Source organism: Streptomyces sp. WAC 06738, assembly GCF_003945505.1.
Lineage (GTDB): Bacteria > Actinomycetota > Actinomycetes > Streptomycetales > Streptomycetaceae > Streptomyces.
The window spans coordinates 7,175,557-7,197,658 of record NZ_CP029618.1 but is presented as its reverse complement, the minus strand read 5'-3'; the positions used below and the strand labels follow the sequence as shown (position 1 = coordinate 7,197,658).

Sequence of the window (22,102 nt, the reverse complement as noted above, 5' to 3'; positions counted from 1 at the left end):
GCTTCGTGGCGGGTGCTGACCGAAGAATTCAGGGGGTGCGGTGGTGCCCGGCGGACAGCCCGGCGAGGAAGGACAGCCCGTCGACGGCGATCGCGTCCTGGCTCGGTGCCAGTGCCCGCCAGATCGAGGCGGCCGTCGCGATCGTCTCGTTGTCGCCGGTGAACGACTCGATCACGAGCGGCCCCCGGTAGCCGGCGGCGTCGAGCGCGGTGAGGATGCCCGGCCAGTCGAGGTGGTCCGCGCCCGGAGCACCCCGGTCGTTGGCGCATACCTGGACGTGGGCGATCCGGTCGCCCGCCCTCCGGATGGCCGCCGGGATGTCCTGCTCCTCGATGTTCATGTGGTAGACGTCCAGGGCCACCCCGCAGCCTTCGGCCGGCAGCCCGGCCAGCGCCTCCAGCGTCTGGTCGACGGTGTTGACCACGCTCGTCTCGTACCGGTTGAGGGGCTCGACCGCCACGGTGACGCCGGCTTCGCGCGCATGCTCGACCACCGGGGCGAGGCCGTCCCGCACCTGCGCGTAACAGGCGCGCCGCTCCGCGTCGTCCATCCGCCAGGTGCGCCCCACCGAGGCGTACAGCGGGCCCGCGACGACCGGCGAGGACACGGTGGCCGCCGCGTCGACCACGCGCCGCAGGAGATCTTGCGTGGCGGCGATCGTCTCCCCGCCGGCGGCCACCAGCTCGCGCCCCGGTCCCATCGCCACGACGAGGGTGGCCGACAGACCGAGCGAGTCGAGCAGCTTCGCCGCCCGGCCGGGATCCCAGTCGCCGACGTTCTCCACCGGGAGCTCGATCACGTCGAAGCCCCACTCCCGTACGCGGGGTGCCAGCTCGGCCAGCCTGCGGTCGGTCAGGGGCGAGGTCCACACCCAGGTGTTGACCCCGAACGTCCTTGTCGCCTTCATCGGTTCTCCCCTCGCGATTCCGTTCGTCCACCGCACGGCGGAGCCGGACCTCTCACCGGAGTGCCCGGCCGGCGCCGCCGACGCCGAGGTACCTGCTCTGCAGGTCCGGCCGGTTGAGCAGGTCGTCGCCGCTGAACTCGGCCTCCAGCCGGCCGGACACCATGACGAGCTGCCGCCGGGCCATCCGGACCGCGGCGCGCAGGTTCTGCTCGACGACGAGTACGGCCACCCCCTCGTCGACGAGGTGGTGGACGACGTCGACGAGGACGTCGACGATCGTCGGAGCCAGCCCTTCGGACGGCTCGTCCATCACGATCAGGCGCGCGTTCAGCAGCAGCGCCCGTCCCACGGCGAGCATCTGCTGCTCACCGCCGGAGAGGGCGGCACCGCCGTGCTTCTTGCGCTCGGCCAGCCGCGGGAAGAGTTCGTAGACCGCCTCGGGGGTCCATCGCTTGGCGCGTGCCCGCCTGGCCAGCATCGCCAGGTGCTCGTCGACGGTGAGCGACGGGAAGAGCCGCCGGCCCTGCGGGACGTAGGCGATACCGGCGCCCGCGATCTTCTCCGGCGTCCGGCCCTCGACCCGCTCACCGCGCAGCCTGACCTCCCCGCCCGACGCCGGAAGGAATCCGACCAGGGTGTCGCAGAGCGTGGTCTTCCCCATGCCGTTGCGGCCGACGATCCCGACGGCCTCGACGCCCATGCTGAAGCTGAGTTCCTCCAGGACCACGGAGGCGCCGTAGCCGGAGCGCAGCCGGCGAACGTCGAGAAGGGGGGCCGTGCTCATAGCGGTGCCTCCGTGCCCAGGTAGATCCGGTGGACGTGTGGATCACCGCGTACCTGGGCGGGGGTTCCGGCCGCGACCTGCTCCCCGTCGGCCATCACCACCACCCGCTGGGCGATGCTGAATGCCACGTCCATGTCATGCTCGACGAGCAGCAGGGTCAGGTCCTCGTCGAACGACTCCAGCAGCTCGACGAGGCGTTCGCGCTCGCCCCGCGACAGGCCGGACGCCGGTTCGTCGAGCAGCATCACGTCCGGCCTCGTGGCGATGGCCATGCCGAGTTCCAGTTGCCGCTGCTGCCCGTGGGCCAGTTCTCCCGCCGTGGCGTCGAGCTGTCCCGCCAGCCAGACCCGGCGCGCCACGTCGGCGGCCTCGTCGCTCATCCGCCGGTCGGTGGACGACCGCCACAGTGCCCGGTGCCGGCCCCGCACTCCGGCGAGCGCGAGGTAGATGTTCTCGCGTACGGTGAGGCCGGCCAGGGCCCGGGCCTTCTGGTACGTCCGTGCGACGCCCAGCCGGGGGCGGTAGCGCGACGGCCGGTGGACGCACTCGACGCCCTTGATGAGGACGGATCCGCTGACCGGCGTCACCTCACCGGCGATCACGTGGAACAGGGTGGTCTTTCCGGCTCCGTTCGGGCCGATGACTGCCAGCCGCTCGCCCCGCGCGACGGCGAGGTCGATGCCGTTCAGGGCGAGCAGCCCGCCGAACGCCACCGTGAGCGCGCGGACCTGGACGACGGGCGCTCTGCCGGCCGGCTCGGACGGCACCGTGCTCGTGTGGGCCATGACCGGGATCTCCTATCGCTGCGGGGCGCCGTCGACGACGGGGATGGCCTTGCCCTCCCAGGGCAGGTCCCGCTTCTCACACGCCGGGAAGTCCCGGCCCGGCGACGGGGTGTCCGGGCTGAACGTGCCGCCGAAGGTCTGGTCGACGCCGGGCACGATGGCCACGCTCTCCTGTACGACCTCGCCGGAGTCGTCGACGACGAGGCGCGAGAGCCCGACGTCGACGACGCCGCTGCGGTTCTCGTCCAGGCTGATGCTGCCGTGCGGCAGGTCGAGGGTGAGACCGGCGACGGCGGCCTGGAACGCCCGGGGGTCGGAGATGTCGCCGTCGACCGCCTTCAGTCCTTCGACCAGCGCCACGCCGGCCGTGTAGTACCCGTAGAAGAAGCCGAAGGCCGCGGCGGTGGACGGCGGGGCGGGGTCGTTGCCGCTCAGCGATCCCGGTATCGACTCCCACGTCTCGTCGGCGGCCGCCAGGTATTCCTTGATCTCCGGCGTCCGGATGTCGCCCGGCAGGGTGGCGAAGCCGCCGATGTGCGCGCCGGCGATGTCGGTGCCGAGCGCCTGGGCGAGGTCCGGGTTGAAGAAGAAGTTGCCCGCGTGCTCGTCGCCGGTGAGGTCGCCCTTGGCGTTGACGAACGCCTCGAGCGCGGCCTGCGTACCGGTGCCGCCCACGGCCCAGAAGTAGCCGTCCACCTCATCCGGGTTCGGGAGCTGGGAGATGTAGGAGGAGTAGTCGGTGGTGCCCAGGGGCGGGAACACCCGGTGGGTGATCTCGCCGCCGACACCGCAGAAGTCGGCGATGAAGCCGGCCGCCGAGGTGTGGCCGAAGCTGTAGTCGTCGGCGATGACCGCGACCTTGCGCCAGCCCTCCTCGTGGTAGAGCAGGTCGCCGAGGCCGGCGTTCCAGATCGCGCCGTCCCCGTAGAATCGGAAGTAGTTCGGCGCCTGGACCTGCAGGGTCTGCTCCTGCGAGCCGGAGATGCCCGCGAAGACCGTGAGGTCGGGCTTGCCCTTCGCGTACTCGGCGACGGCGATGCCCTCGTCGCCGGAGAGCGGGCCGATGATGACGTTGGCTCCCTGCTGCTCCACCAGGCGGCGTACCTCCTGGAGGATGCGGTCGGCGGTGTCGTCGCCGCAGCCGATGCCGACGAGTTCGATCGGGGTGCCCTCGACCTCCGCGCCGCTGAAGCCCTTCAGCGCGCTGGTGGACGAGTTCGGGCTCGCGCCGGCGAAGCGGGCGAAGGCGAGCGTCGTGCCCGCGGCCACGTCCTCGTGGAACCCGCCGAACGGGCCCTCGCACTGGCCCAGGATCCCGAGCCGGACGCCGTCGCCGTCCTTGGGCGAGAACTCGGACGACTGCTCGTCGGCGGGCAGCCCGGAGGAGCTGTCGTCCCCGCTGCATCCGGCGGCCACCAGAGCCAGGCTCGCCACCATGGAGAGTGTCAGTGCCACGGGGCGTCTGAGTGCACTCATGATCGTGTAACTCCCAGTTCCTTCTCGGTCGTACGGGTGGACGGCGCTTCTCCGGCGGACGGGTCCCGCCCTGTTCCGGCGCGCGGCCGCGGGCCGGGGCGCAGCCGCCGGGCGATTCCGGTCAGCCCTTCGGGAGAGAGCATCATGATCAGCAGGACGATCACTCCGATCACGGTGTTGAACCGCGCCTCGGTGATGCCGATCCGGTCGATCAGCGGCAGATCGCGCAGGTAGGTGAAGATCAGGACGTAGACGAAGGCACCGAGCCAGGCGCCCTCGAAGGACGAGATGCCGCCGATCACCGCGATGATCAGCAGGATCAGGGTGGGTCCGATCGCGATCGACGCGGGGTCGATCTGGCCGTTCCACCAGACGTTGAGCAGGCCGCCCGCCCCGGCCACGAACCCGGCCAGGGTGAAGGCCAGCGTCCGGTGCAGCGGCACGTTGAACCCCAGCGACGCCATCCGGACCGGGTCGTCGCGGACGCCCTGCAGCGTCAGCCCGAACCCGGTCCGCCCGACCGCCCGGAAGCCGAGGTAGGCCAGCACGGAGAGGCCGAGGCCCGTGTAGTAGAGCCGCACGGGCGGCCCCAGGAGGTCCGGCCGCTGGATGCTGGTGAGGCCGCCGGGCCCGGAGATCTCGACGATCTGGGCGAACACGTAGTAGCCGATGACGGCGTAGACCATCGTGAGCATCAGGAAGTAGAGCCCTGTGGTGCGGCTGGCGAGGGCGCCGAGGACGAACGCGGCCGCGGTGGTGACCACGACGGCGAACGCGACCGCCGCCCAGGGATGCCAGCCGAGGTTCAGGCCGCGGGCGCCGGTCTCCTGGGCCGCGTTGCCGAACATGAAGCCGGCGATGCCGAAGAGCAGGAACTGGGCGAGCGAGGTCATCCCCCCGTACTTGGCGAGGAAGACGATGGTCGCCGCCGCCAGGCCCAGGATGAGCGTCTGCGTCATGACGAAGTTGACGAAGTACGCCGTCGCCAGATTCGGCAGGAGCAGCAGGACGACGACCAGGGCGGTCCCGAGGAGGTTGCTCCGGGTCAGCAGATGACGCGCCGTCATGCCGGTCTCCCGAACAGTCCGTAGGGCCGGATCGCCAGGACCAGCGCCAGCAGCACGAAGGTCATGATGATCGCGTAGTAGGAGTACTCGCTCGGCAGATAGGCGGGCGAGAACGCGACGACGGTGCCGTACAGCAGCGAGCCGGCCGCGGCGCCCCGGAGCGAGCCGAGGCCGCCGACGATGACGACGACGAGTGAGTTCAGCAGCCAGTTTCCGTCGGTGCCGGGCGCTGCTCCGGCGAAGGAGGCCCCGAGCACACCGCCCACCCCGGCGAGGAACGATCCGGCGAAGAACGTGATCGCGAAGACCAGCTTGATGTTGATGCCGAGTCCGCGCACCATCTCGCGGTCGTCCACGCCGGCGCGTATCACCGTCCCCATGCCCGTCCTGGTGAGCCAGAGCCACAGCAGCATGCCGACCAGCACGGCCACGCCGAGGATGAACAGACGGGTGACGGGGTAGCGCTCGCCCTGGACGGAGAAGAAGTGCGTGACCGCACCGGGCCAGACCATCGTCTGGGCCAGCCCGCCGAACTCACGCAGCATCTGGTCGGCCAGGACGACCGTCAGGGCCAGCGTCATCAGCGCCTGGCGCAGTTCCTGGCCCTCGTTCCACTGCAGGAAGAGCTGCTGGATCGCCAGCCCGGCGACGGCCGCGACGCCGGCGCCGGCCAGCATCGGCACCAGCCAGTCGAGCATGCCGACCTGCGCCGGTTCGATGTTGCGCGACTGGCCGACCATCGCCTCCTGCACGCGGATGGCGAGGTACGCGGCGAGCAGGAACAGGGAGCCGTGCGCCATGTTCACCGTGCGCATCAGACCGAAGATGAGGGTGAAGCCGGACGCCGCGACGAAGAGGAGCCCCGCGAAGGTGACCGCGTCGAGCACGGTGACGAGGAACTTGCCCGGGTCCTGGGCCGCGGGTCCGGCCGGTGTGCCGTCGGCGAGGAACGCCACCCACACGGCAACGGCGGTGACGGCCAGGCCGACCGCCCAGACCGGCAGCCTGCGCAGCGCCGTGCGCCCACGTGGTGCCCGGTGTCCCGGCCCGCGCCGCGGGCTCGCGTTCGGGGCGCTTGCGCCTTTGCGCGTACGGGCGCTCCCCTCTTCCGCATCGTCGTCTGCTGCCTGTGGTGGGTCGATCCGGGCAGGCTTCATCCATTCCTCCCGTTGCTCGGTGCCGTGAAGCGGCGCGTGTTCTGGTTCCCCCGGGCGGGCACACCGCGCGTCGCCTCACGCGCCCGGTCGAGGCATCCGCCGCCGGTCAGTTCGCGGCGGAGCCCTGCTCGCGGAGCTCCTCGTAGTCGGGGACCGCCACCCGCGCTCCCCCGTCCATCGCCGACGCGTGCGCGCAGATGCCCACGGACGTCCAGTTCGCCGCGGTGACCTCGTCGATCGCGGACGCCCGCTCCTCGACGATGCTCCGGATGAACTCGTGTGCCAGATGCGGGTGCGAGCCGCCGTGGCCGCCGCCCTGGACGAAGGAGAGATGCTCGTTCTCGTCGTCGTAGACGCCACGCGTCGTGAACGGAGCGATCTGAGGCGGCAGTCGGTGCCCGAAGTCCGGGATCGCGATGCTCTTCGGCTCCTCCCCGGTGTGCAGCACATGCCCGGAGCCCTGCGTCTGCTCCCATTCGAAGCTCGCCCGGCTCCCGAACACCGTGAAGCTCTCCACGTACTCACGTGCCGTCTCGAAAAGCGAACGCGCGATCTCGGCGCCGACGGGTGTACCGCGGAGGGTGATCAGGGCGCTTTCGACGGCGAACGGTGAACCGTACTTCTCGGCGAGGCGCGGGGAGATACGGCCGGAGCCGATACACACGACGCTCTCCGCCAGCGCACCGGCGAGACTCAGCACCGGACTCACCGCGTGCGTCGCGTAATGCATGGGCGGCAGTCCTTCCCAGTACCCGGGCCAGCCCGCCATTTCCTGGTAGTGGGCGCCGCGCAGGAACTGGACCCGGCCTATGGTGCCGTTCGCCACGAGATCGCGGACGTGCAGAAACTCGCGGGAGTAGACGACCGTTTCCATCATCATGTAGTTCCGGCCCGATTCCCGGACGGCGGCGACAATCTCCCGGCATTCGTCGAGCGTCGTGGCCATCGGCACCGTACACGCGACGTGTTTGCCGGCCCGGAGGGCCGCAATGGTGTGCTCGGCGTGTTCCGGAATCGGGGTGTTGATGTGGACGGCATCGATGCCGGGGTCCCGCAGCATCGCGTCGAAGCTGGTGAACCGGCCCGGGACACCGAAGTGATCGGCGACGTGCGTCAGCGCCGTCTCGGTGCGCTGGCAGACGGCCGCCAACTCGGCATCGGGGTGGGCCTGATAGATGGGGATGAACTCGGCACCGAATCCGAGGCCGGCAATCGCCACCCGTACCTTCTGCGTCATCGTTGACCTCCCATGGCCGTGTAGATTACGAACGGCGGCGGAGACCAAGCCATGCGTTATCCCGCAGTCTGGCTTAGAGTTTTTACATGCCCGCCCACCGGACTCGTCACGTCGCGCTGCTGGTCGAGACCTCGAACGCGTACGCCCGCGGTGTGCTGGTGGGCGTGAAGAAGTACGTCGAGGCCCACCCGGGCTGGTCGATGTATCTCGCCGAGCACAGCCGCCACGAGACCGACTTCTCCTGGCTCGAGGACTGGCAGGGCCACGGCGTACTGGCCCGCATCGAAAGCGCCGAGACCGCTTCTTTCATCCGGCGGCTCGGTCTGCCCACCGTCGATCTCAGCGCCGCCCGGCTCGTGCCCGAACTACCCGGCGTCGAGACCGACGACGGCACGATCGCGCGGTGGGCCCTCCGGCACTTCGAGGAACGCGGACTGCGGCACTTCGCCTTCTGCGGCGACGAGAGATTCGGCTGGTCCCTGAAGCGCGGCGCCTGGTTCGCCGAGCACGTGCGCGAGCGCGGCTCGGTTCCGCGGGAGTTCCGGATGAAGTCCACGGGCATGCGCGCCGCCGACCGCGAACTCCTCGCGGAATGGCTGCGCGGCCTTCCCAAACCGGTCGGTGTCTTCGCTTGCTATGACATTGCCGGTCAGGAAGTGCTGGAGGCATGCAAGACCGCCGACCTGGCGGTGCCGGACTCGGTCGCCGTCATCGGTGTCGACAACGACGAACTCATCGGCAACCTCACGACCCCGCCGCTGTCGAGCATCGAGCCCGACACGACGCGGACGGGATATCTCGCCGCCGAGCTCCTGGACCTCATGATGCAGGGCCGCGCCCTCGAACCGGGCCTGCGCCTGATCGAACCGACCCGGCTCGTCACCCGGCAGTCCTCGGACATCCTGGCCGTGGACGACCCCCTCGTCGCCGAGGCGCTGCGGTTCATCCGCGACCGCTCGGACCAGAATCTCGCGGTCACCGCCGTCCTCAGGCATATCGGGCTCTCCCGACGGGCGCTCGACCACCGTTTTCTCCGGAGCCTCGGCCGGACCGTCCACGGCGAGATCGTACGCGTCCGGGTGGCCCACGTCGCCGAACTGCTCTCCTCCACGGACTGGACCCTCCAGCAGATCGCCCAGCGCCTCCGCTTCAGCCATTCCGAGTACATGAGCGTCGTGTTCAAGAAGCACACCGGCAAGTCACCGGGCCAGTACCGCCGGTCGGTGAACGGGTCCGTCGCCCGCCAGGCTTTCTGGAGTGAGTAGCCGCACGAGTCGGTGACGAAATACCGGCCGGAGTCCGGGATTTCGTGGTCGGAACGCGGGCACCGCCGGCGGGCCGGATCGCGGCAGAGGGACTCTTCCTTCAGGTCAGACGGATGACGTTCCAGGACATGGGCTCCAGCACGGCCCGCAGGACCCCGCCCGACAGCTCCGTGCCCTGTGCCCCGTGCGGGGTGACACGGTCCGGGTCGGCGGCGGTGTTGCGGGCCTCGGGGTCGGTGTCGGAGAGCACGCTGTGCTCGGCGACGCCGGTCACGCCCATCCCGTGCACGGCGATCTCCACCGGGAGCCCGGCCTGCTGCGCCCGGTTGACCGCGAAGACCGTGACGGCGCCGCTCGCCTCGTCCCGTACCGCCGTGGCGTGCAGCAGCGGGACCCGGCCGTAGCGCGCGGTGTCGTACGCCGGGGAGTCGGCGCGCACCTCCAGGACCGTGCCCCGGCCGTGGCGCGCCGCCTGCGCGAAGGGATGGAACGTGGTCTGCCGCCAGGCCGGGCCGCCCGGCTCCGTCATGATCGGCGCGATGACGTTGACGAGTTGCGCGAGGCAGGCCAGCTTCACCCGGTCCGCGTGCCGCAGCAGCGCGATCAGCAGCGAGCCGACGACGACGGCGTCGGTGACGCTGTAGCTCTCCTCCAGCAGCCGCGGGGCCTCGGCCCAGCCGGGCGGGTTCCGGTCGAACTCGGCGTGGAAGCGGCGCTGGTACCAGACGTTCCACTCGTCGAAGGAGAGGTTGATCCGCTTCTCCGACTTCAGCCGGGCCCCTACGTGGTCGCAGGTGGCGACGACGTTGTCGATGAAGGACTCCATGTCCACGGCCGAGGCCAGGAAGGAGCCGCGGTCGCCGTCCACTTCCTCGTAGTAGGCGTGCAGGGAGATGTAGTCGACCAGGTCGTAGCACTCGGTGAGGACCGTCCTCTCCCACTCGGCGAAGGTCGGCATGGCCTGGTTCGAGCTGCCGCACGCGACCAGTTCCAGGCCCGGGTCGATCTGGCGCATCGCCCGCGCGGTCTCGGCGGCCAGCCGCCCGTACTCCGCCGCGGTCTTGTGGCCCGTCTGCCACGGCCCGTCCATCTCGTTGCCCAGGCACCACAGCCGGATGCCGTACGGCTCCTTGCTCCCGTGCGCGATACGGAGGTCGGCCAGCGCGGTGCCCTGGGGGTGGTTGGCGTACTCCTGGAGCTCGACGGCCTCGGCGACGCCCCTGGTGCCGAGGTTGAGGGCCAGCACGGGTTCGCAGCCCGTCTTGCGGAGGAAGTCGGCGTACTCGCCGAGCCCGAACTGGTTGCTCTCCGTGGTCTGCCAGGCCGGGTCGAGGCGGCGCGGCCGGTCCTGCCGGGGGCCGACGCCGTCCTCCCACTTGTAGCCGGAGACGAAGTTGCCGCCGGGGTAGCGGACGGCGGTCACCCCCAGCTCGCGGACGAGGTCCAGCACGTCCGTGCGGAGCCCGGCCGGGTCGGCGGCGGGGTGGCCGGGCTCGTAGATGCCCGTGTAGACGCACCGGCCGAGGTGCTCGACGAAGGAGCCGAAGAGCCGCGGGCCGGCCTCGCCCACGGTGAAGGCGGGGTCGAGGGTGAAGCGTGCGGTGGCGCTCATGGGTTCCTCTCTCTGGCTGCGGGGCTCGGTTCGCTGTGCGGCTGTCGTCACTTCCCCGCGAGGCCGGTGTGGGCGACGCCGCGGACGATCTGGCGCTGGAAGAGGGCGAAGACCACCAGCAGCGGCAGTCCTGCCATCACCAGGGAGGCCATCACCTGGGAGTAGCGGACGCCGTAGCTGGACTGGATGTTGACGAGGCCCACGGGCAGCGTCATGCCGTTCGGGTCGGTGGTGACCAGGAAGGGCCAGAGGAAGTTGTTCCACGTGTGGATGAAGACGAAGATCGAGACCGCGGCGAGGATGGGCCGGGAGAGCGGCAGCACGATCGTGAAGAACACCCGCCAGCGCCCGGCGCCGTCGCAGAAGGCCGCCTCCTCCAGCTCGCGCGGCACCCCTTCGAAGAACTTCACCAGGATGAACACCATCGCGGGCACGGCGACCTGCGGCAGGATCACGCCCCAGTAGGTGTCCACCAGACCGAGCGCCGCCATCTCCGCGAAGAGCGGCGCCATCAGCACCTGCGGCGGCACCATGATGCCGGCGAGCACGAGAGCGTAGAGCGCCTTCCGGCCGCGGAACTCGGTGCGCGCGAACCCGTACGCCGCCATGGCGCACAGCAGCACGGTCAGCAGGGTGGTCATCACCGAGATGTAGAGGGTGTTGAGCATCCAGCGGGGGATGTCCCCGGCCGCCCACACCTTGTCGTACGCGTCGAAGGTGATGCTGGAGCCGATCCAGGTGAGCGGGGTCTCGACCTCCTCGCCCATGGGCTTGAGCGAGGTGGCCAGGGCGTAGGCGAGCGGCAGCACCCAGGCGGCGGCGAGGACGAGTGCGGCCAGCAGCATGACGACGCGGCCCCGCGTCCAGCGCGGCCGCCGGCCGCCGCCGGTGCCGCCGGCGGGGGTGGGCGCGGTGGAGGAGACCGGGTCCTGGCGGGAGGTGTCGGCCGCTGCGCTCATGAGGTGCTCTCCTGCCGTGTCCTGCGGGCGAGGTGCAGGTGGATGAGGGAGACGAGGACGATCAGGGCGAAGAAGATGTACGAGGCGGCGGAGGCGTAGCCGATGCGGTAGCCGGTGAAGCCCTCCTCGAAGACGTAGAGGAGGGTGGTCCTCGTGGCGCCGTCCGGCCCGCCCTGGGTCATGATATAGACCTGGTCGAAGATCTTGAGCGAGGCCAGCAACTGGAGGATCACCACCACTCCCGTGGTGCGCCGCAGCATCGGCAGGGTGATGTGCCACAGGCGCTGCCAGGCGCCGGCGCCGTCCAGCTCGGCCGCCTCGTAGAGGTGCTGCGGGATGGACTGCAGTGCCGCGAGGTAGAGCAGGAAGTTGAAGCCCACGGTCCACCAGATCGTGGTGATGACGATGGAGAGCATCGCGTACTGCGGGTCGGTGAGCCAGCCGATGCCCGGGTGCAGGCCGAACTCGGCCAGCAGTTGGTCGGCGAGGCCGAAGTCGGCGGGATAGATGATCCACAGCCACAGGAGCCCGACGACGCCAGAGGGCAGCAGGTACGGCGCGAACCAGCTCAGCCGCCACAGCCAGTCCACGAACCGCAGGCCGTGCGCGAGCAGTGCCATCACCAGGCCGAGCAGCACCAGCGGCACCGTGGACAGGAGGGTGAACCAGACGGTCTGCCAGAGCGCCTCCCACATGTCGGGATCGGAGAGCGCCTCGGTGTAGTTGTCGAACCCGACGTACTCGCCGCCGCTGCCGGTGATGTTGTCGCTGGTCAGGCTCATCTTGATGCCGAGCACCACGGGCCAGACCAGGAAGAGGGCGTAGAGGGCGAGGAAGGGCGCGACGAACATCAGCCCGTGCTCGAAGCGGCCGTGCCGGATGGCGGTGCCGCCGGGTACGGGGGCGGGGGCGCCGGTGGCGTCGTGCGCGGCGGTGGTGTCCGGTTCTGTCCGCGCGGGTGCGGTCATGCCTGATCACCTCCCGGGGCCGGGATGTCGCCGAGCGGACTGGGCGTGTCCAGCAGCTTCTTCAGGCCCGCCCTCGCCTCGGCCAGGGCGCTTTCCGGCGTACGGGATCCCGTGAACACTCCGGAGAAGATGTGCCCCAGCTCCAGCCACATGAGGGAGGCGGAGCCCGCGAACCAGGCGGGCGGGTCGAGTGCGACGTAGTCGATCACGTGGCGGTACTCGGACTGCGGTTCCAGCTTCAGGTAGGCGGGCTTGCTGAGCGTGGGGGTGTACGCGGGTATGTGCCCGCCGCGGGCCCAGTCGGCCGAGTGCGTGAGCATCCAGGCGACGAACCGGTGGGCGGCGCGGTTGCGCTCGCCGCCGCGGTCCCCCTGGTGCGGCAGGACGAAGGAGTGGGAGTCGGCCTGGGCGGCGGGGCGGCCGAAGAGGTTCGGCACCGGGGCCATGGAGAACGGCAGCTCGGTCTCCAGATACGTGCTGACCTCCCAGTCGCCGTTGAGGGCCAGGCCCGTCTCGCCCGCGTTGAAGATCCCGACACTGCCCTGGTAGTCGGCGACGCGGACGGCGAGGCCGTCGTGGGTGAGCATGCGCATGAACTCCAGTACGCGCAGGGCCTTGTCCTCGTCGAGGGTGAGGCGGGTGCCCGTGTCGTCCAGGAGGGTGCCGCCGGTCTGCGCGTAGAAGGTGGCGAAGACGCGGGCGGGGCCCGCCGCGTCCGCGCCGGTGGTCTCCATGACCAGCGGCGGCCGGCCGGTCACCCGGCGGATCGCGCGCAGCGCGTCGACGAACTCCCCGGCGCCTTCCAGGGTCTTGATCCGCCCGTCCGCCCGCAGCAGCCCCGCCTGCTCGCAGATCTCGGTCTGGTAGTAGAGCACGAGGGGGTGGGTGTCGAGCGGTACGGCGTACTGCTTGCCGCCGATCGCGCCGCGGTCCCAGATCTCCGCCGGGAAGTCCCCGGGCCGTACTCCGTATGCGGCGAGCAGGTCGAGGTCGAACGCGTCCAGCAGCTTTCCGGGCCCGAAGCCCGGCAGCCGCGCCAGGTGCAGCACCGCCACCTCGGGCGCCCGGCCGCCGGCGCCGGCCATGCCGAGCTTGGTGTAGTACGGCGCCCCCCACTCCAGTTGGGCGGCGTCCAGCGCGATGCCGGCGTGCTCGGCTTCGAACGCGTCGAGCATCGCCTGCATGGTGACACCGTCGCCGCCGCCGAACAGGTGCCAGTAGCGCAGCGGCGTCTTGCCGGACGCCACGGAGGAGGGCGCGGCGCAACTCGCCGTGCCGGCCGCGCCGGCGCCGGTGAGCGCGACGAGCCCGGCGAGCCCCGCGGCCGAGCCGAGCAGACGCCGGCGACTGGGTGGGGGGTCGGAGGGAACGGTCGGAACAGGAGGCGGTGGGGACATGAACGGCTCCTTGCCGGAGGCGAGGTGGTTCGTAATTTCGAACAACGACCGGCTTTCCGGACGGAAAGTAGGCTCGAAGCGTGCCCACGTCAATGCCGGAGCAGCCGCCAATCCCCTCCGGCGTACTCCGCGGGGAACGCGTTTCTGCGGGGCGGAGACGGCTCCACGGAAGCCGCACGTCTCGTCCGGGTCGCCCCTCCTGACGTTGCACTTCCGGCTGCTTGCACCGCGGCCGGCGTCCACGCGATCACTGCCGTGGGGAGTCAGCCGCCCTGAAGTAATTCGTATTAGCACCTTGACGGCGCCTCCGGGCCCGAAGAGTCTGTCCGATCAGCAGGACGGCCACGCACCGTCGGCTTCCCGCCGCTCTCATGACCTCCAGGAGACGCCCATGACGTACGGATCCCCGCTGTCGCGCCGCGCGCTCATCACGGCGGCCGGAGCAGCCGGCCTCGCCGCCGCCATGCCCGCCCCTCACGCATGCGCCGCCGGCACCCTGCCGGCACTGCCGGCCCTGCCTCCGGGCTCGCCCTCCCGGCGCGCCTTCGCCGCCGGCGAACAGCGCTACGCCCCCTATCTGGTCAGCCTCGCCCCGATGGCCAACGACGTCGAGGACGACGGCTTCATGGGCGGCGGCTGGTGGCGATCGCCCGCGGCCCCGTACAACACGCGAGTCCAGGAGCACGTCTACACACTGAGCTGGTTCCTCACCCAGAACCGCTCCTGGAACCCCTACCGGGGCGACTCCGCCCTCCTGACACGCCTCGACGCGGCGCTCGGCCACTACCTCGGCCTCCAGCACTCCGACGGCTCATGGCCGGAGTACAGCGCCGGCGAGCACTCCCTCGCCGCGACCGGCTTCGCCCTCGGCTACCTCAGCAAGACCCATGTGCTGCTGAAGGACGCGGGGCTGCTTCCCGGCCGGCGCAGCCAGATCGCCCGCGCCCTGCACGGGGCGATGACCTGGCTTCTCGATCCGTCCAACACCCGCGCCTGGCAGGCCCCGATCAGATACACCAACCAGGTCACCGCCGGACTGGCGGGGGCCGCACTGGCGCTCAGAACCAACCCCGACGGAACCCTGCGCAGCCGGTTGAACGACGCCTTCGCCCGCATGGCCGGGAACGGGCAGGGCCCGGCCGGCTTCTTCTACGAAGAGGGCGGGATGGACATGAACTACAACTTCGAGGTCATGCTGCCCGAGATGGCCGACGCCTGGCGGCAGTCGCACAACGGGCACCTGGTCACCATGGCCCGGAAGTACACCGACTGGCTCGGCTACAACCTGCTGCGGGAGCCCGACGGCTCGGGCTGGTTCTGCAACATCGCCCCTTCCTCCCGTACCAGCACCCTCGCCTACGACGACACCCGCCCCGACCCGGAACGCACGGCGCTCAACAACCAGTTCGTCCCCCTGGTGCCCGCGCTGGGCGCGTTCATGTCCGCCCGGGAGGACCTTGCGTCCGCCCGCGGCGCCTGGGCCGAGGACCCCTCGCCGGTGGCCGGGCTCACCAAGCAGAACACCTCTCCGCGGATCCTCACCCACGCGATGTACGACGAGAACTACCCGACGCGGTCGGCCAGGACCCGGGCGATCAAGGCCGTCCCGTACCTCGCCTCGGCGAACTTCACCGAGCACCGCACCGACCAGGGCCAGGACTTCCTCTACATCCGCCGTCCCGGCGTCTACCTGGGTGCCTACCTCGGTGCCCGGCCGACGAGCAGGGCCCGCACCGGCCTCAGCTTCCTGTGGCACCCGGTCGCCGGGACCGTCATCCAGTCCCTGAACGACAACAACCACGGCGTGTGGGCCACCGTCCTTCCCGGCCAGGCACCGGACTCCAACGGGCCCCAGGCCGGGCAGTTCTTCGGCGGCAGCCCCTACGCCTTCCGCTTCGGCACTCCCAGCGGGTCGGTCGTCACCGACGTCGAGGTCGGCAGCGGACTGGTCCGGCGGTCCGTCCGGGCCGACTCGGCGGCGACCGAGACCGTGCCGCTGATCCTCCGGGCTTCCGACCGCGTGGTGTTCAACGACGGCACCGCCCTCTCCTGGGGAGGCTCCGCCTCGGCCACCGCCACCGGCATCGACGTGCACCGCAACTCCGGCGTGATCCAGATCCGCTGGGGCGCCGCCCGGAACGCGAGCATCGCCGCCGCCTCCCTCATCTACCTGCGCGACGGCAGCAGGCGGATGCACATCCTGAAGGTCCCGCACGACGGTTCCCTCGACGTCGGCATCCGGCTCGCCTACTGACGGCCCGGCCGGTCCGCCCTCCCGGCGGACCGGCCGCGGGACCGGTGGCCGACCGGCGGCCCGCTCGCGGACGGACCGCAGAGTACGTGCCGGTTCAGTCGCCGGAGGGGTCCGGCAGGAGCTGAGCCGCGAGCGAGCGTGCCGTGGCGGTGAGGGTGGCCGCGTCCATCCCGGTCCGGCTCATGAACACGAGCCCTTGCTGCGCGGCCAGGAGGGCGCGCGCCAGTGCGATCGGATCCGCTCCGGCCGGCAGGTCGCCCTCGCGTTGGGCGCGGGCGACGCAGTCGCCGATCAGCGCGGTGGACGTCTCGTAGGTGCGGTGGGCGTGGTCGAGGACCTCCGGATCGGCGTTGCCGAGTTCGCAGGTGCTGTTGGCCATCAGGCAGCCGCGCCGCGTGCCGGTCGGGTCGTCGGTCGGTGCCTCGAGGAGCATGCGTAGTGCGTCCAGGGCCCGCGGAGCTTCGGCGAGGGCTTCCCGAAGACGGCGGTGGTTGTCGTCGGTGTAGCCGCGCAGCGCCCGGAGGAAGAGCTGCCGTTTGTCGCCGAACGCCGCGTACAGGCTGCCTTTGCCCAGGCCGCTGACCCGCATGAGGTCTTCCAGCGAGGTCGCGGCGTAACCGGCGTCCCAGAACTGGTCACGGACGGCGTTCAGCACCTGCTTCTCGTCGAACGATCGCGGACGTGCCATGCATGCCAGCATACGGATTATTGACCGTACGGTCCACCATGCTTATGGTGGACCGTACGGTCAAGAACTCCGTGGCACGTCCTACGCACCCAGGGAAGCGGGAAGCACATGGGAAAGCTGGAGAACAAGGTGGCGATCGTGACCGGCGGGTCGCGGGGCATCGGGGCCGCGTCGGCGCTGGCGCTGGCCGGCGAAGGGGCCGACGTCGCGATCAGCTACTCGTCCTCGGCGGACCGGGCCCAGGCCGTGGTCGCGGAGCTGGAGGCCAAGGGAGTGCGTGCGGCGGCTTTCCGGGCCGACCAGGCGGACGCGACGCAGGCGGCGGGCCTGATCCGGCGCGTGGCCGAGCGGTTCGGGAAGCTGGACATCCTGGTCAACAACGCGGCCGCGGGCGGTGGCGGCCCGGTCGACAGCGAGCTCGTCGACCAGGCCGCCATCGAGCGGCAACTCGCCGTCAACTACACCGGCGTGGTGGCCGGGGTCCAGGCGGCGGTGCCGTTGCTGCCCAATGGCGGGCGGATCGTCGGCATCAGCTCGGGTGTGGCCACTCGGGCGGGTTTCCCCGGGATGGCGTACTACACCGGCACGAAGTCGGCCCTGGAGGGCTTCAGCCGGGGCGCAGCCCGCGATCTGGCGCACCGGGGCATCACGGTCAACGTCATCCAGCCCGGGTTCATCGACACCGAGGGAAACCCCGCCGACAGCCCGGCCGCGTCCATGTTCCTTCCGACCACGGCGATGGGGCGGTACGGCAGGCCCGAGGAGATCGCCGCAGGCGTCGTCTTCCTCGCCAGCCCGCAGGCTTCGTACGTCACCGGCGCGGTGCTGAGGATCGACGGCGGATACGGCGCATAGCCCGGGCTCGACTGAGCCGGCCGGCTGCGCCCGCCGAGAACGTGCCGCCGGCCTACGACCCGGCGGAGGAGACCCCGGCCGCCCACCCCGCGGTGCCGGTACGCGGATCGTCAGGCGGGGGGCTCCTCCTGGAGGGCACGCACCTCGATCCTGCTGCGCAGCGCCCGCGACGCCTGCTTGGTCCATTCGATCGCGACGTCGTCGTTCTCGGCCTCGATGATCCAGAAGCCGCCGAGGTACTCATCGGCCTCGGTGAACGGACCCGGTGTGAGCACGGGGCCGTCTCCGGAGTAGTCCACCGTGGTCGCGCTCGACGGCGGCTGCAGGCCGCCGGCGGTCACGAACGCGCCCGCTTCCTGCACGGCGGTGTTGAACGCACCGACCGCGGCCATGATCTCTTGCAGCTCCGCCGGGTCCATGTCCTCCATCGTCGGCTCCTCGGCAGAGTCGTGCGGGAGGCTCAGGAAGTACTTCGTCATCGTCGTCTCCTCGTCGTACGGGCCGGCGGCCGCTGTCTCGATGCCCGAAACGCTAGGCGGGGCCCGCCCCCCGACGCATCAGTCATCGTGACCGGTGTCCGGGAAGCCGGCGACCGGCGCCGAGGACGAGACGAGGTGGGCCAGTTCGGCGCGCCCGGTGACGCCGAGCTTCGGGTACGCCTTGTAGAGGTGGTGGCCGACGGTCCGTGGGCTGAGGAAGAGCTGTGCGGCGATCTCCTTGTTGGTGTGACCGCCCGCGGCCAGCCGTACGACCTGCAGCTCCTGCGGGGTCAACAGCGTGAGCGGGCCGCTGTGCTGCGGCTCGTCGCCCCGCTCGCCGAAGGCGGCCAGTTCGCCGCGTGCCCGTTCGGCCCAGAGCCGCGCGCCGAGCCGCTCGAACGCGGACAGCGCCGCCGCGAGATGGCCGCGGGCCTCGGCACGGCGACGGCGGCGCCGCAGCCACTCGCCGTAGACGAGTTGGGTGCGGGCGCGCTCGTAGGGGCCGCCGTGCCGCTCGTGGAGCCGCAGCGCCCCGGCGTACAGCGCATCGGCGTCGGCGTCGTCGGCCAGCAGGGCCCGGCACCGCAGGACGAGCCCGGTGGCGACCGGGCGGTCGACGTGCTCAGCCCAGTGCCCGAAAGCCGCCAGTGGTCCGTGGGCGCGATCCGGCATGCCGCCGCGCACGGCTGCTTCCACCAGATCCGGCACCGCCCGCACCAGGAGGTCACGGCCCGCAGGTCCCCGGGACACGTGCGCGAGCCGGTCGAAGGCGTCCCCGAACCGCCGGGCGGAAAGGTCCAGCATCCCGAGGCCCCACGCCGCGATCTCGGCATTGACCCGGTGCCGGGCGCAGGCTCGCGGCAGCACCTCCTCGGCAAGAGCCCGGCAGCGGGCCTCGTCACCCGACACGGCGTGCAACCACACCTCCACCGACCGGTGGGCCAGGCTCTCGGTCGTGTTCCCGAGCTCGTCGCTCACGGAAACGCCTTCCGCCGCACACGCGCGGGCGTCCGCGAACTCGCCGCGCAACAGCCGCGCCACGGCAAGCACGTTCAGGGTGTACGGGACCCACCCCAGCGCCCCGGAAGCCCGCACCACGGCCAGCATGTCCTCGGTCCCGGCGATGACGGCGTCGTCGTCGGCGATCATGAGCCCGCCGAACCCGGCGGTGATGCGCCGCATCAGGTCGTGCCCGCCACCGCCCGCGGCGGCGTGGAGATCGCGCATCGGGCCGACGGCCCGCTCCGGGCGTCCGGCGAAGAGCTCCGCCCACCCGGCAAGGGCGGCGACAACGGGTGCCCAGTGCGCGGGCGGGGTGAACCCGCGCATCAGATCCGCCGCGCGCCGCAGGAGGTCGTGCGCCGCCCCGTGCCGGGCGGCGTGCGCGGCCTCGTAGAGCGTGAGCGCGGCACGCTCCGGATCGGTGTCGCGCACCAACGCGGCGGCCTCGAGCGTCAGTTCCGCGTCGGCCCGCGGCGAGGTGCGTTCGTACTCCACGGCGCCACGCGTATAGATGGCATCGGCCCGGACGCCGGCGTCGGCGGTGAGTGCGAGCGCTTCGGCCGCCAGCCGGGCGGCGCGGTCGGCCTCGCCCGCGTCGAACGCGGCCTGGCTCGCGCGGGCGATACGCCGGGCCTTCAGCTCCCGGTCGGCACTGAGCCGCCCGGCGCGTTCGTAGGCGGCGCACACCGCCATCGCGCCGCCCCGGTGCCAGGCCCGCTCCGCCACGCCTTCGAGTTCGGCGGCCACCGCCTCGTCGGGTCTGGTGGTGGCGGCAGCGAGGTGCCACGCCCGGCGGTCGGCATCGGCGTCCGCGCGCAGCGCCTCGGCGTACGCGCGATGCACCTCGATCCGCCGGTGCAGCGGCGCGTCCTGGTAGGCGGCCGCCCGTACCAGGGGGTGGCGGAACGTGATCCGGCTGTCGATCCGGACCAGCCGGTCGCGCTCTGCGGGCGCCAGGTCGCCGGCGGCGCCACCGAGGGATTCGATCACGTGCAGGATCGTCGCGAGGGGCGCCGCCGTGTCGGCTGCCGCCACCAGGAGCGCGCGTCGGGTGGGGTCGGGAAGCTCCACGATCTGGTGGCGGAACGCCTCCTGCACGCGGCGGGTCACCGGCAGCGGGCCGACCTGCCCGGCCGGGTCGGACTCGTCGGCATCGCGGGCCGCGAGCCGCGCCGACCCGAGCTCGATGATCGCCAGGGGATTGCCGCCGGACTCCGCGAGCACCCTGCTCCGCATCCGTTCGGCGAGTTCCGGCGCGTGGTCGTCGAGCAGCCGGGCGGCCTCGGTCGCGGCGAGGCCGGACAGATCCGCGACCTCGACGCCCGCGGTCGCGAACGGCAGCGACGTCTCGCGCACCGCGAACAGCACCGCGATCGGGTCGGCCACGAAGCGGCGGGCCGCGAACAGCAGCGCCTCCGCGGAACCCTGGTCGAGCCATTGCAGGTCATCGACCACGCACAGCAGCGGGGAACCCTCGGCCAGATCGGCGAGCAACGACAGGGTGCCGGCGGAGATCAGGAACCGGTTGGCGTCGTCCCCCTCGGCCAGGCCGAAAGCGCAACGCAGCGCCGCCGCCTGGGGAGCGGGCAGCGCGTCCAACCGATCCAGGTGGGGAAAGAGGAGTTGGTGCAGACCGCCGTACGCCAGCTCGTAGTCGGACTCGATCCCGGCCCCGCGGACCACCCGCATGCCCTCGGCCTCGGCGATCGACACGGCGTGGTCGAGAAGGACCGACTTCCCGATCCCCGGTGCGCCCCGCAGGCACAGCGCCCCGCTGCGTTCGTCGCGCGCATCCGCCAGCAGGCGCTGAACCCGCGCCTGTTCGAGGTCCCTTCCCACCAGCGACATGCGGGCCCCCCAGTCTGCGGAATCCGACGCCGAGCCGGTTCACGTAACCTCTCATGCGGCACAGTCCGTGAAGAAGGGTGGGGTATGCGTCGCGGCATTGTCGTCGTGGTGGCCGTCATACTTGCCGGTTCTCCGGCGGTCGGGGGGTGCGGTGACGGCGCAGGCGAGGTGAGTTGCGATCCGCAAGCGAAACCCACGCGGGAGGACGGCGCCGCGGCTACGGTCCTGACCTGCCGGATCGATGGGACGTTGGTGCGCTCCAGCATTCGGCTGAAGAACGAATCATCCGTCACTTCCCGTGTATCTGCGCAGATCCGGTTCGTCGACCCCTCCGGTGAGGTCCTCGACCAGGACACGGTCGGCCTCGGCCTGAATCCCGGCGAAGCCCTGAATGCCGGGGCGTTCGGTACCTACGGCCAGGCCGAGGACATTCGGGTTCGCGTGGCAAGTCTCTCCCGTTCGCCGAGGTGAGGCGCGCACCTGCCGGGCCGTCAGGGCAGGGAGGTGAGGAAGGTGAGGAGGGTGGTGGCGAGTTCGGCCGGGGCGTCGAGCGGGGCCAGGTGGCCGGCGTCCGGGAGGGTGTGCAGGCGGGCGCCGGGGATGAGTGCGGCGAGTTCGTGGCCGCGAGGGAGCGGCACCCAGCTCGTGTCGTCCTCGCCCCAGCAGATCAGGACCGGCAGGTCGATCGCGGAATAGCCGGGCCGCATGGCGTCGGTGTAGCGCCGGTCGTCCAGGCGCTGGGTGAGCTGGCGGTAGAAGGCCGCGCGGCCTGCTTGGCCGAGCCAGGGGGCGATCAGTCTGTCGAGGTCGGCCGGGTGGAGGCCGGGGCTGCTGGCGGACTGCACATACTCGCGTACCACAGCTTCGTGCACGGGGAGCGGGAGCCGGGCGAAGACCTCGGCGTGCTCGCCGACCAGGGCGGAGAACGGGCTGCCCCAGGGCGGCAGGGCGACGGCGTCGACCAGGGCGAGGGCGCGGTAGCGGGCGCCGCGCAGGAGATGGGCGCCGAGGGCGACGGCGCCGCCGGAGTCGTGCGCGGCCACCAGGGGGCGGGTCAGCCGCCAGTGGCCGAGGAGGTCGGTGAAGACCCGGCTCATCGCGTCCAGGGAGAGGTCCTGGCCCACGGTCGCCTCCGAGGCGCCGTAGCCGGGCATGTCCCAGACGTAGACCTGGTAGCGGTCGGCCAGCGCCCGGGCGACGGGGCGCCAGACGTACGACGAGAACGGTGTGCCGTGCAGCAGTACCAGCGGCTCCGCATCCGGCGCGCCGAGCCGGTCCCACCGGACGACGCCGGAGGTGCTCTCGAAGGTACGGGACAGGTGCCAGTCCGCCATGCGGTCCACTGTAGGTGTGGGAGGTCCG

The 22,102-nt window shown here is 71.3% G+C and carries 19 protein-coding genes; 4 read left to right on the top strand and 15 right to left on the bottom strand.

The genetic code is table 11. From position 1 onward, the window contains the following. Positions 1-28 precede the first annotated feature (28 nt). The 7 genes from DMB38_RS31385 to DMB38_RS31355 all read right to left on the bottom strand — a co-directional run bounded on the left by DMB38_RS31385 (position 29) and on the right by DMB38_RS31355 (position 7,413). Positions 29-907, bottom strand: a complete 879-nt coding sequence (locus DMB38_RS31385) for a sugar phosphate isomerase/epimerase (protein WP_125937981.1) — start codon at positions 905-907, stop codon at positions 29-31. Between the two features lie 52 nt (positions 908-959). Next, positions 960-1,691 carry an ABC transporter ATP-binding protein gene (locus DMB38_RS31380; protein ID WP_125937980.1) on the bottom strand — a complete coding sequence of 244 codons (732 nt, stop codon included), beginning with the start codon at positions 1,689-1,691 and terminating at the stop codon, positions 960-962. Further along, on the bottom strand, positions 1,688-2,476 hold the full coding sequence (locus tag DMB38_RS31375; RefSeq protein ID WP_125937979.1) for an ABC transporter ATP-binding protein: 789 nt from the start codon (positions 2,474-2,476) through the stop codon (positions 1,688-1,690). Before DMB38_RS31375 ends, DMB38_RS31380 begins: the two co-directional genes overlap by 4 nt. A 12-nt stretch (positions 2,477-2,488) precedes the next feature. Next, the gene (locus DMB38_RS31370; protein ID WP_125937978.1) at positions 2,489-3,952 is read right to left on the bottom strand and encodes an ABC transporter substrate-binding protein; all 1,464 of its coding nucleotides are present in this window, start codon (positions 3,950-3,952) and stop codon (positions 2,489-2,491) included. Then, positions 3,949-5,019: a branched-chain amino acid ABC transporter permease gene (locus DMB38_RS31365; protein WP_125937977.1), complete on the bottom strand. Its 1,071-nt coding sequence runs from the start codon at positions 5,017-5,019 to the stop codon at positions 3,949-3,951. The genes DMB38_RS31370 and DMB38_RS31365 overlap by 4 nt, the downstream gene beginning before the upstream one ends. Further along, complete coding sequence (locus tag DMB38_RS31360; protein ID WP_125937976.1) at positions 5,016-6,176, bottom strand: branched-chain amino acid ABC transporter permease; 1,161 nt, start codon at positions 6,174-6,176, stop codon at positions 5,016-5,018. The genes DMB38_RS31365 and DMB38_RS31360 overlap by 4 nt, the downstream gene beginning before the upstream one ends. A gap of 106 nt (positions 6,177-6,282) precedes the next feature. Further along, on the bottom strand, positions 6,283-7,413 hold the full coding sequence (locus tag DMB38_RS31355) for a Gfo/Idh/MocA family oxidoreductase (protein ID WP_125937975.1): 1,131 nt from the start codon (positions 7,411-7,413) through the stop codon (positions 6,283-6,285). An 86-nt stretch (positions 7,414-7,499) separates the two neighbouring features. Between DMB38_RS31355 and DMB38_RS31350 the strand changes: the two genes are divergently transcribed. Continuing rightward, positions 7,500-8,678 (top strand): DNA-binding transcriptional regulator, encoded by a 1,179-nt coding sequence (locus DMB38_RS31350; RefSeq protein WP_125937974.1) that lies wholly within the window; start codon positions 7,500-7,502, stop codon positions 8,676-8,678. 100 nt (positions 8,679-8,778) lie between these two features. Here the strand turns inward: DMB38_RS31350 and DMB38_RS31345 are convergent, their stop codons facing one another. From DMB38_RS31345 to DMB38_RS31330, 4 genes are read right to left on the bottom strand one after another with little or no spacing between them, the layout of a single operon-like run. Beyond that, a complete protein-coding gene (locus DMB38_RS31345; protein WP_125937973.1) occupies positions 8,779-10,290 on the bottom strand; it encodes an alpha-N-arabinofuranosidase in 1,512 nt (503 codons plus the stop codon). Positions 10,291-10,337: 47 nt separating this feature from the next. Further along, positions 10,338-11,249, bottom strand: coding sequence for a carbohydrate ABC transporter permease (locus DMB38_RS31340; protein WP_125937972.1), 912 nt, complete (start codon positions 11,247-11,249; stop codon positions 10,338-10,340). After that, a complete protein-coding gene (locus tag DMB38_RS31335; protein WP_125937971.1) occupies positions 11,246-12,217 on the bottom strand; it encodes a sugar ABC transporter permease in 972 nt (323 codons plus the stop codon). Before DMB38_RS31335 ends, DMB38_RS31340 begins: the two co-directional genes overlap by 4 nt. After that, the gene (locus DMB38_RS31330; protein WP_125939405.1) at positions 12,214-13,554 is read right to left on the bottom strand and encodes an extracellular solute-binding protein; all 1,341 of its coding nucleotides are present in this window, start codon (positions 13,552-13,554) and stop codon (positions 12,214-12,216) included. The genes DMB38_RS31335 and DMB38_RS31330 overlap by 4 nt, the downstream gene beginning before the upstream one ends. A 451-nt stretch (positions 13,555-14,005) precedes the next feature. On the opposite strand from DMB38_RS31330, the gene DMB38_RS31325 reads away from it, so the two are divergent. Further along, a complete protein-coding gene (locus tag DMB38_RS31325) occupies positions 14,006-15,868 on the top strand; it encodes a hypothetical protein (protein WP_125937970.1) in 1,863 nt (620 codons plus the stop codon). Positions 15,869-15,962: 94 nt separating this feature from the next. On the opposite strand, the gene DMB38_RS31320 is transcribed toward DMB38_RS31325, so the two are convergent. After that, positions 15,963-16,556 carry a TetR/AcrR family transcriptional regulator gene (locus DMB38_RS31320; protein ID WP_125937969.1) on the bottom strand — a complete coding sequence of 198 codons (594 nt, stop codon included), beginning with the start codon at positions 16,554-16,556 and terminating at the stop codon, positions 15,963-15,965. 108 nt (positions 16,557-16,664) lie between these two features. Between DMB38_RS31320 and DMB38_RS31315 the strand changes: the two genes are divergently transcribed. Next, on the top strand, positions 16,665-17,411 hold the full coding sequence (locus DMB38_RS31315) for an SDR family oxidoreductase (protein WP_125937968.1): 747 nt from the start codon (positions 16,665-16,667) through the stop codon (positions 17,409-17,411). A 110-nt stretch (positions 17,412-17,521) separates the two neighbouring features. On the opposite strand, the gene DMB38_RS31310 is transcribed toward DMB38_RS31315, so the two are convergent. Together DMB38_RS31310 and DMB38_RS31305 are read right to left on the bottom strand one after the other, a co-directional pair. After that, positions 17,522-17,890 (bottom strand): YciI family protein, encoded by a 369-nt coding sequence (locus DMB38_RS31310; RefSeq protein WP_125937967.1) that lies wholly within the window; start codon positions 17,888-17,890, stop codon positions 17,522-17,524. A 78-nt stretch (positions 17,891-17,968) separates the two neighbouring features. Further along, on the bottom strand, positions 17,969-20,740 hold the full coding sequence (locus tag DMB38_RS31305) for a LuxR family transcriptional regulator (RefSeq protein ID WP_125937966.1): 2,772 nt from the start codon (positions 20,738-20,740) through the stop codon (positions 17,969-17,971). A gap of 84 nt (positions 20,741-20,824) precedes the next feature. Here DMB38_RS31305 and DMB38_RS31300 point away from each other — a divergent pair, with 84 nt between their 5' ends. Beyond that, positions 20,825-21,211, top strand: a complete 387-nt coding sequence (locus DMB38_RS31300) for a hypothetical protein (RefSeq protein ID WP_125937965.1) — start codon at positions 20,825-20,827, stop codon at positions 21,209-21,211. Between the two features lie 20 nt (positions 21,212-21,231). On the opposite strand, the gene DMB38_RS31295 is transcribed toward DMB38_RS31300, so the two are convergent. After that, positions 21,232-22,074, bottom strand: a complete 843-nt coding sequence (locus DMB38_RS31295) for an alpha/beta hydrolase (RefSeq protein ID WP_125937964.1) — start codon at positions 22,072-22,074, stop codon at positions 21,232-21,234. Positions 22,075-22,102 lie beyond the last annotated feature (28 nt).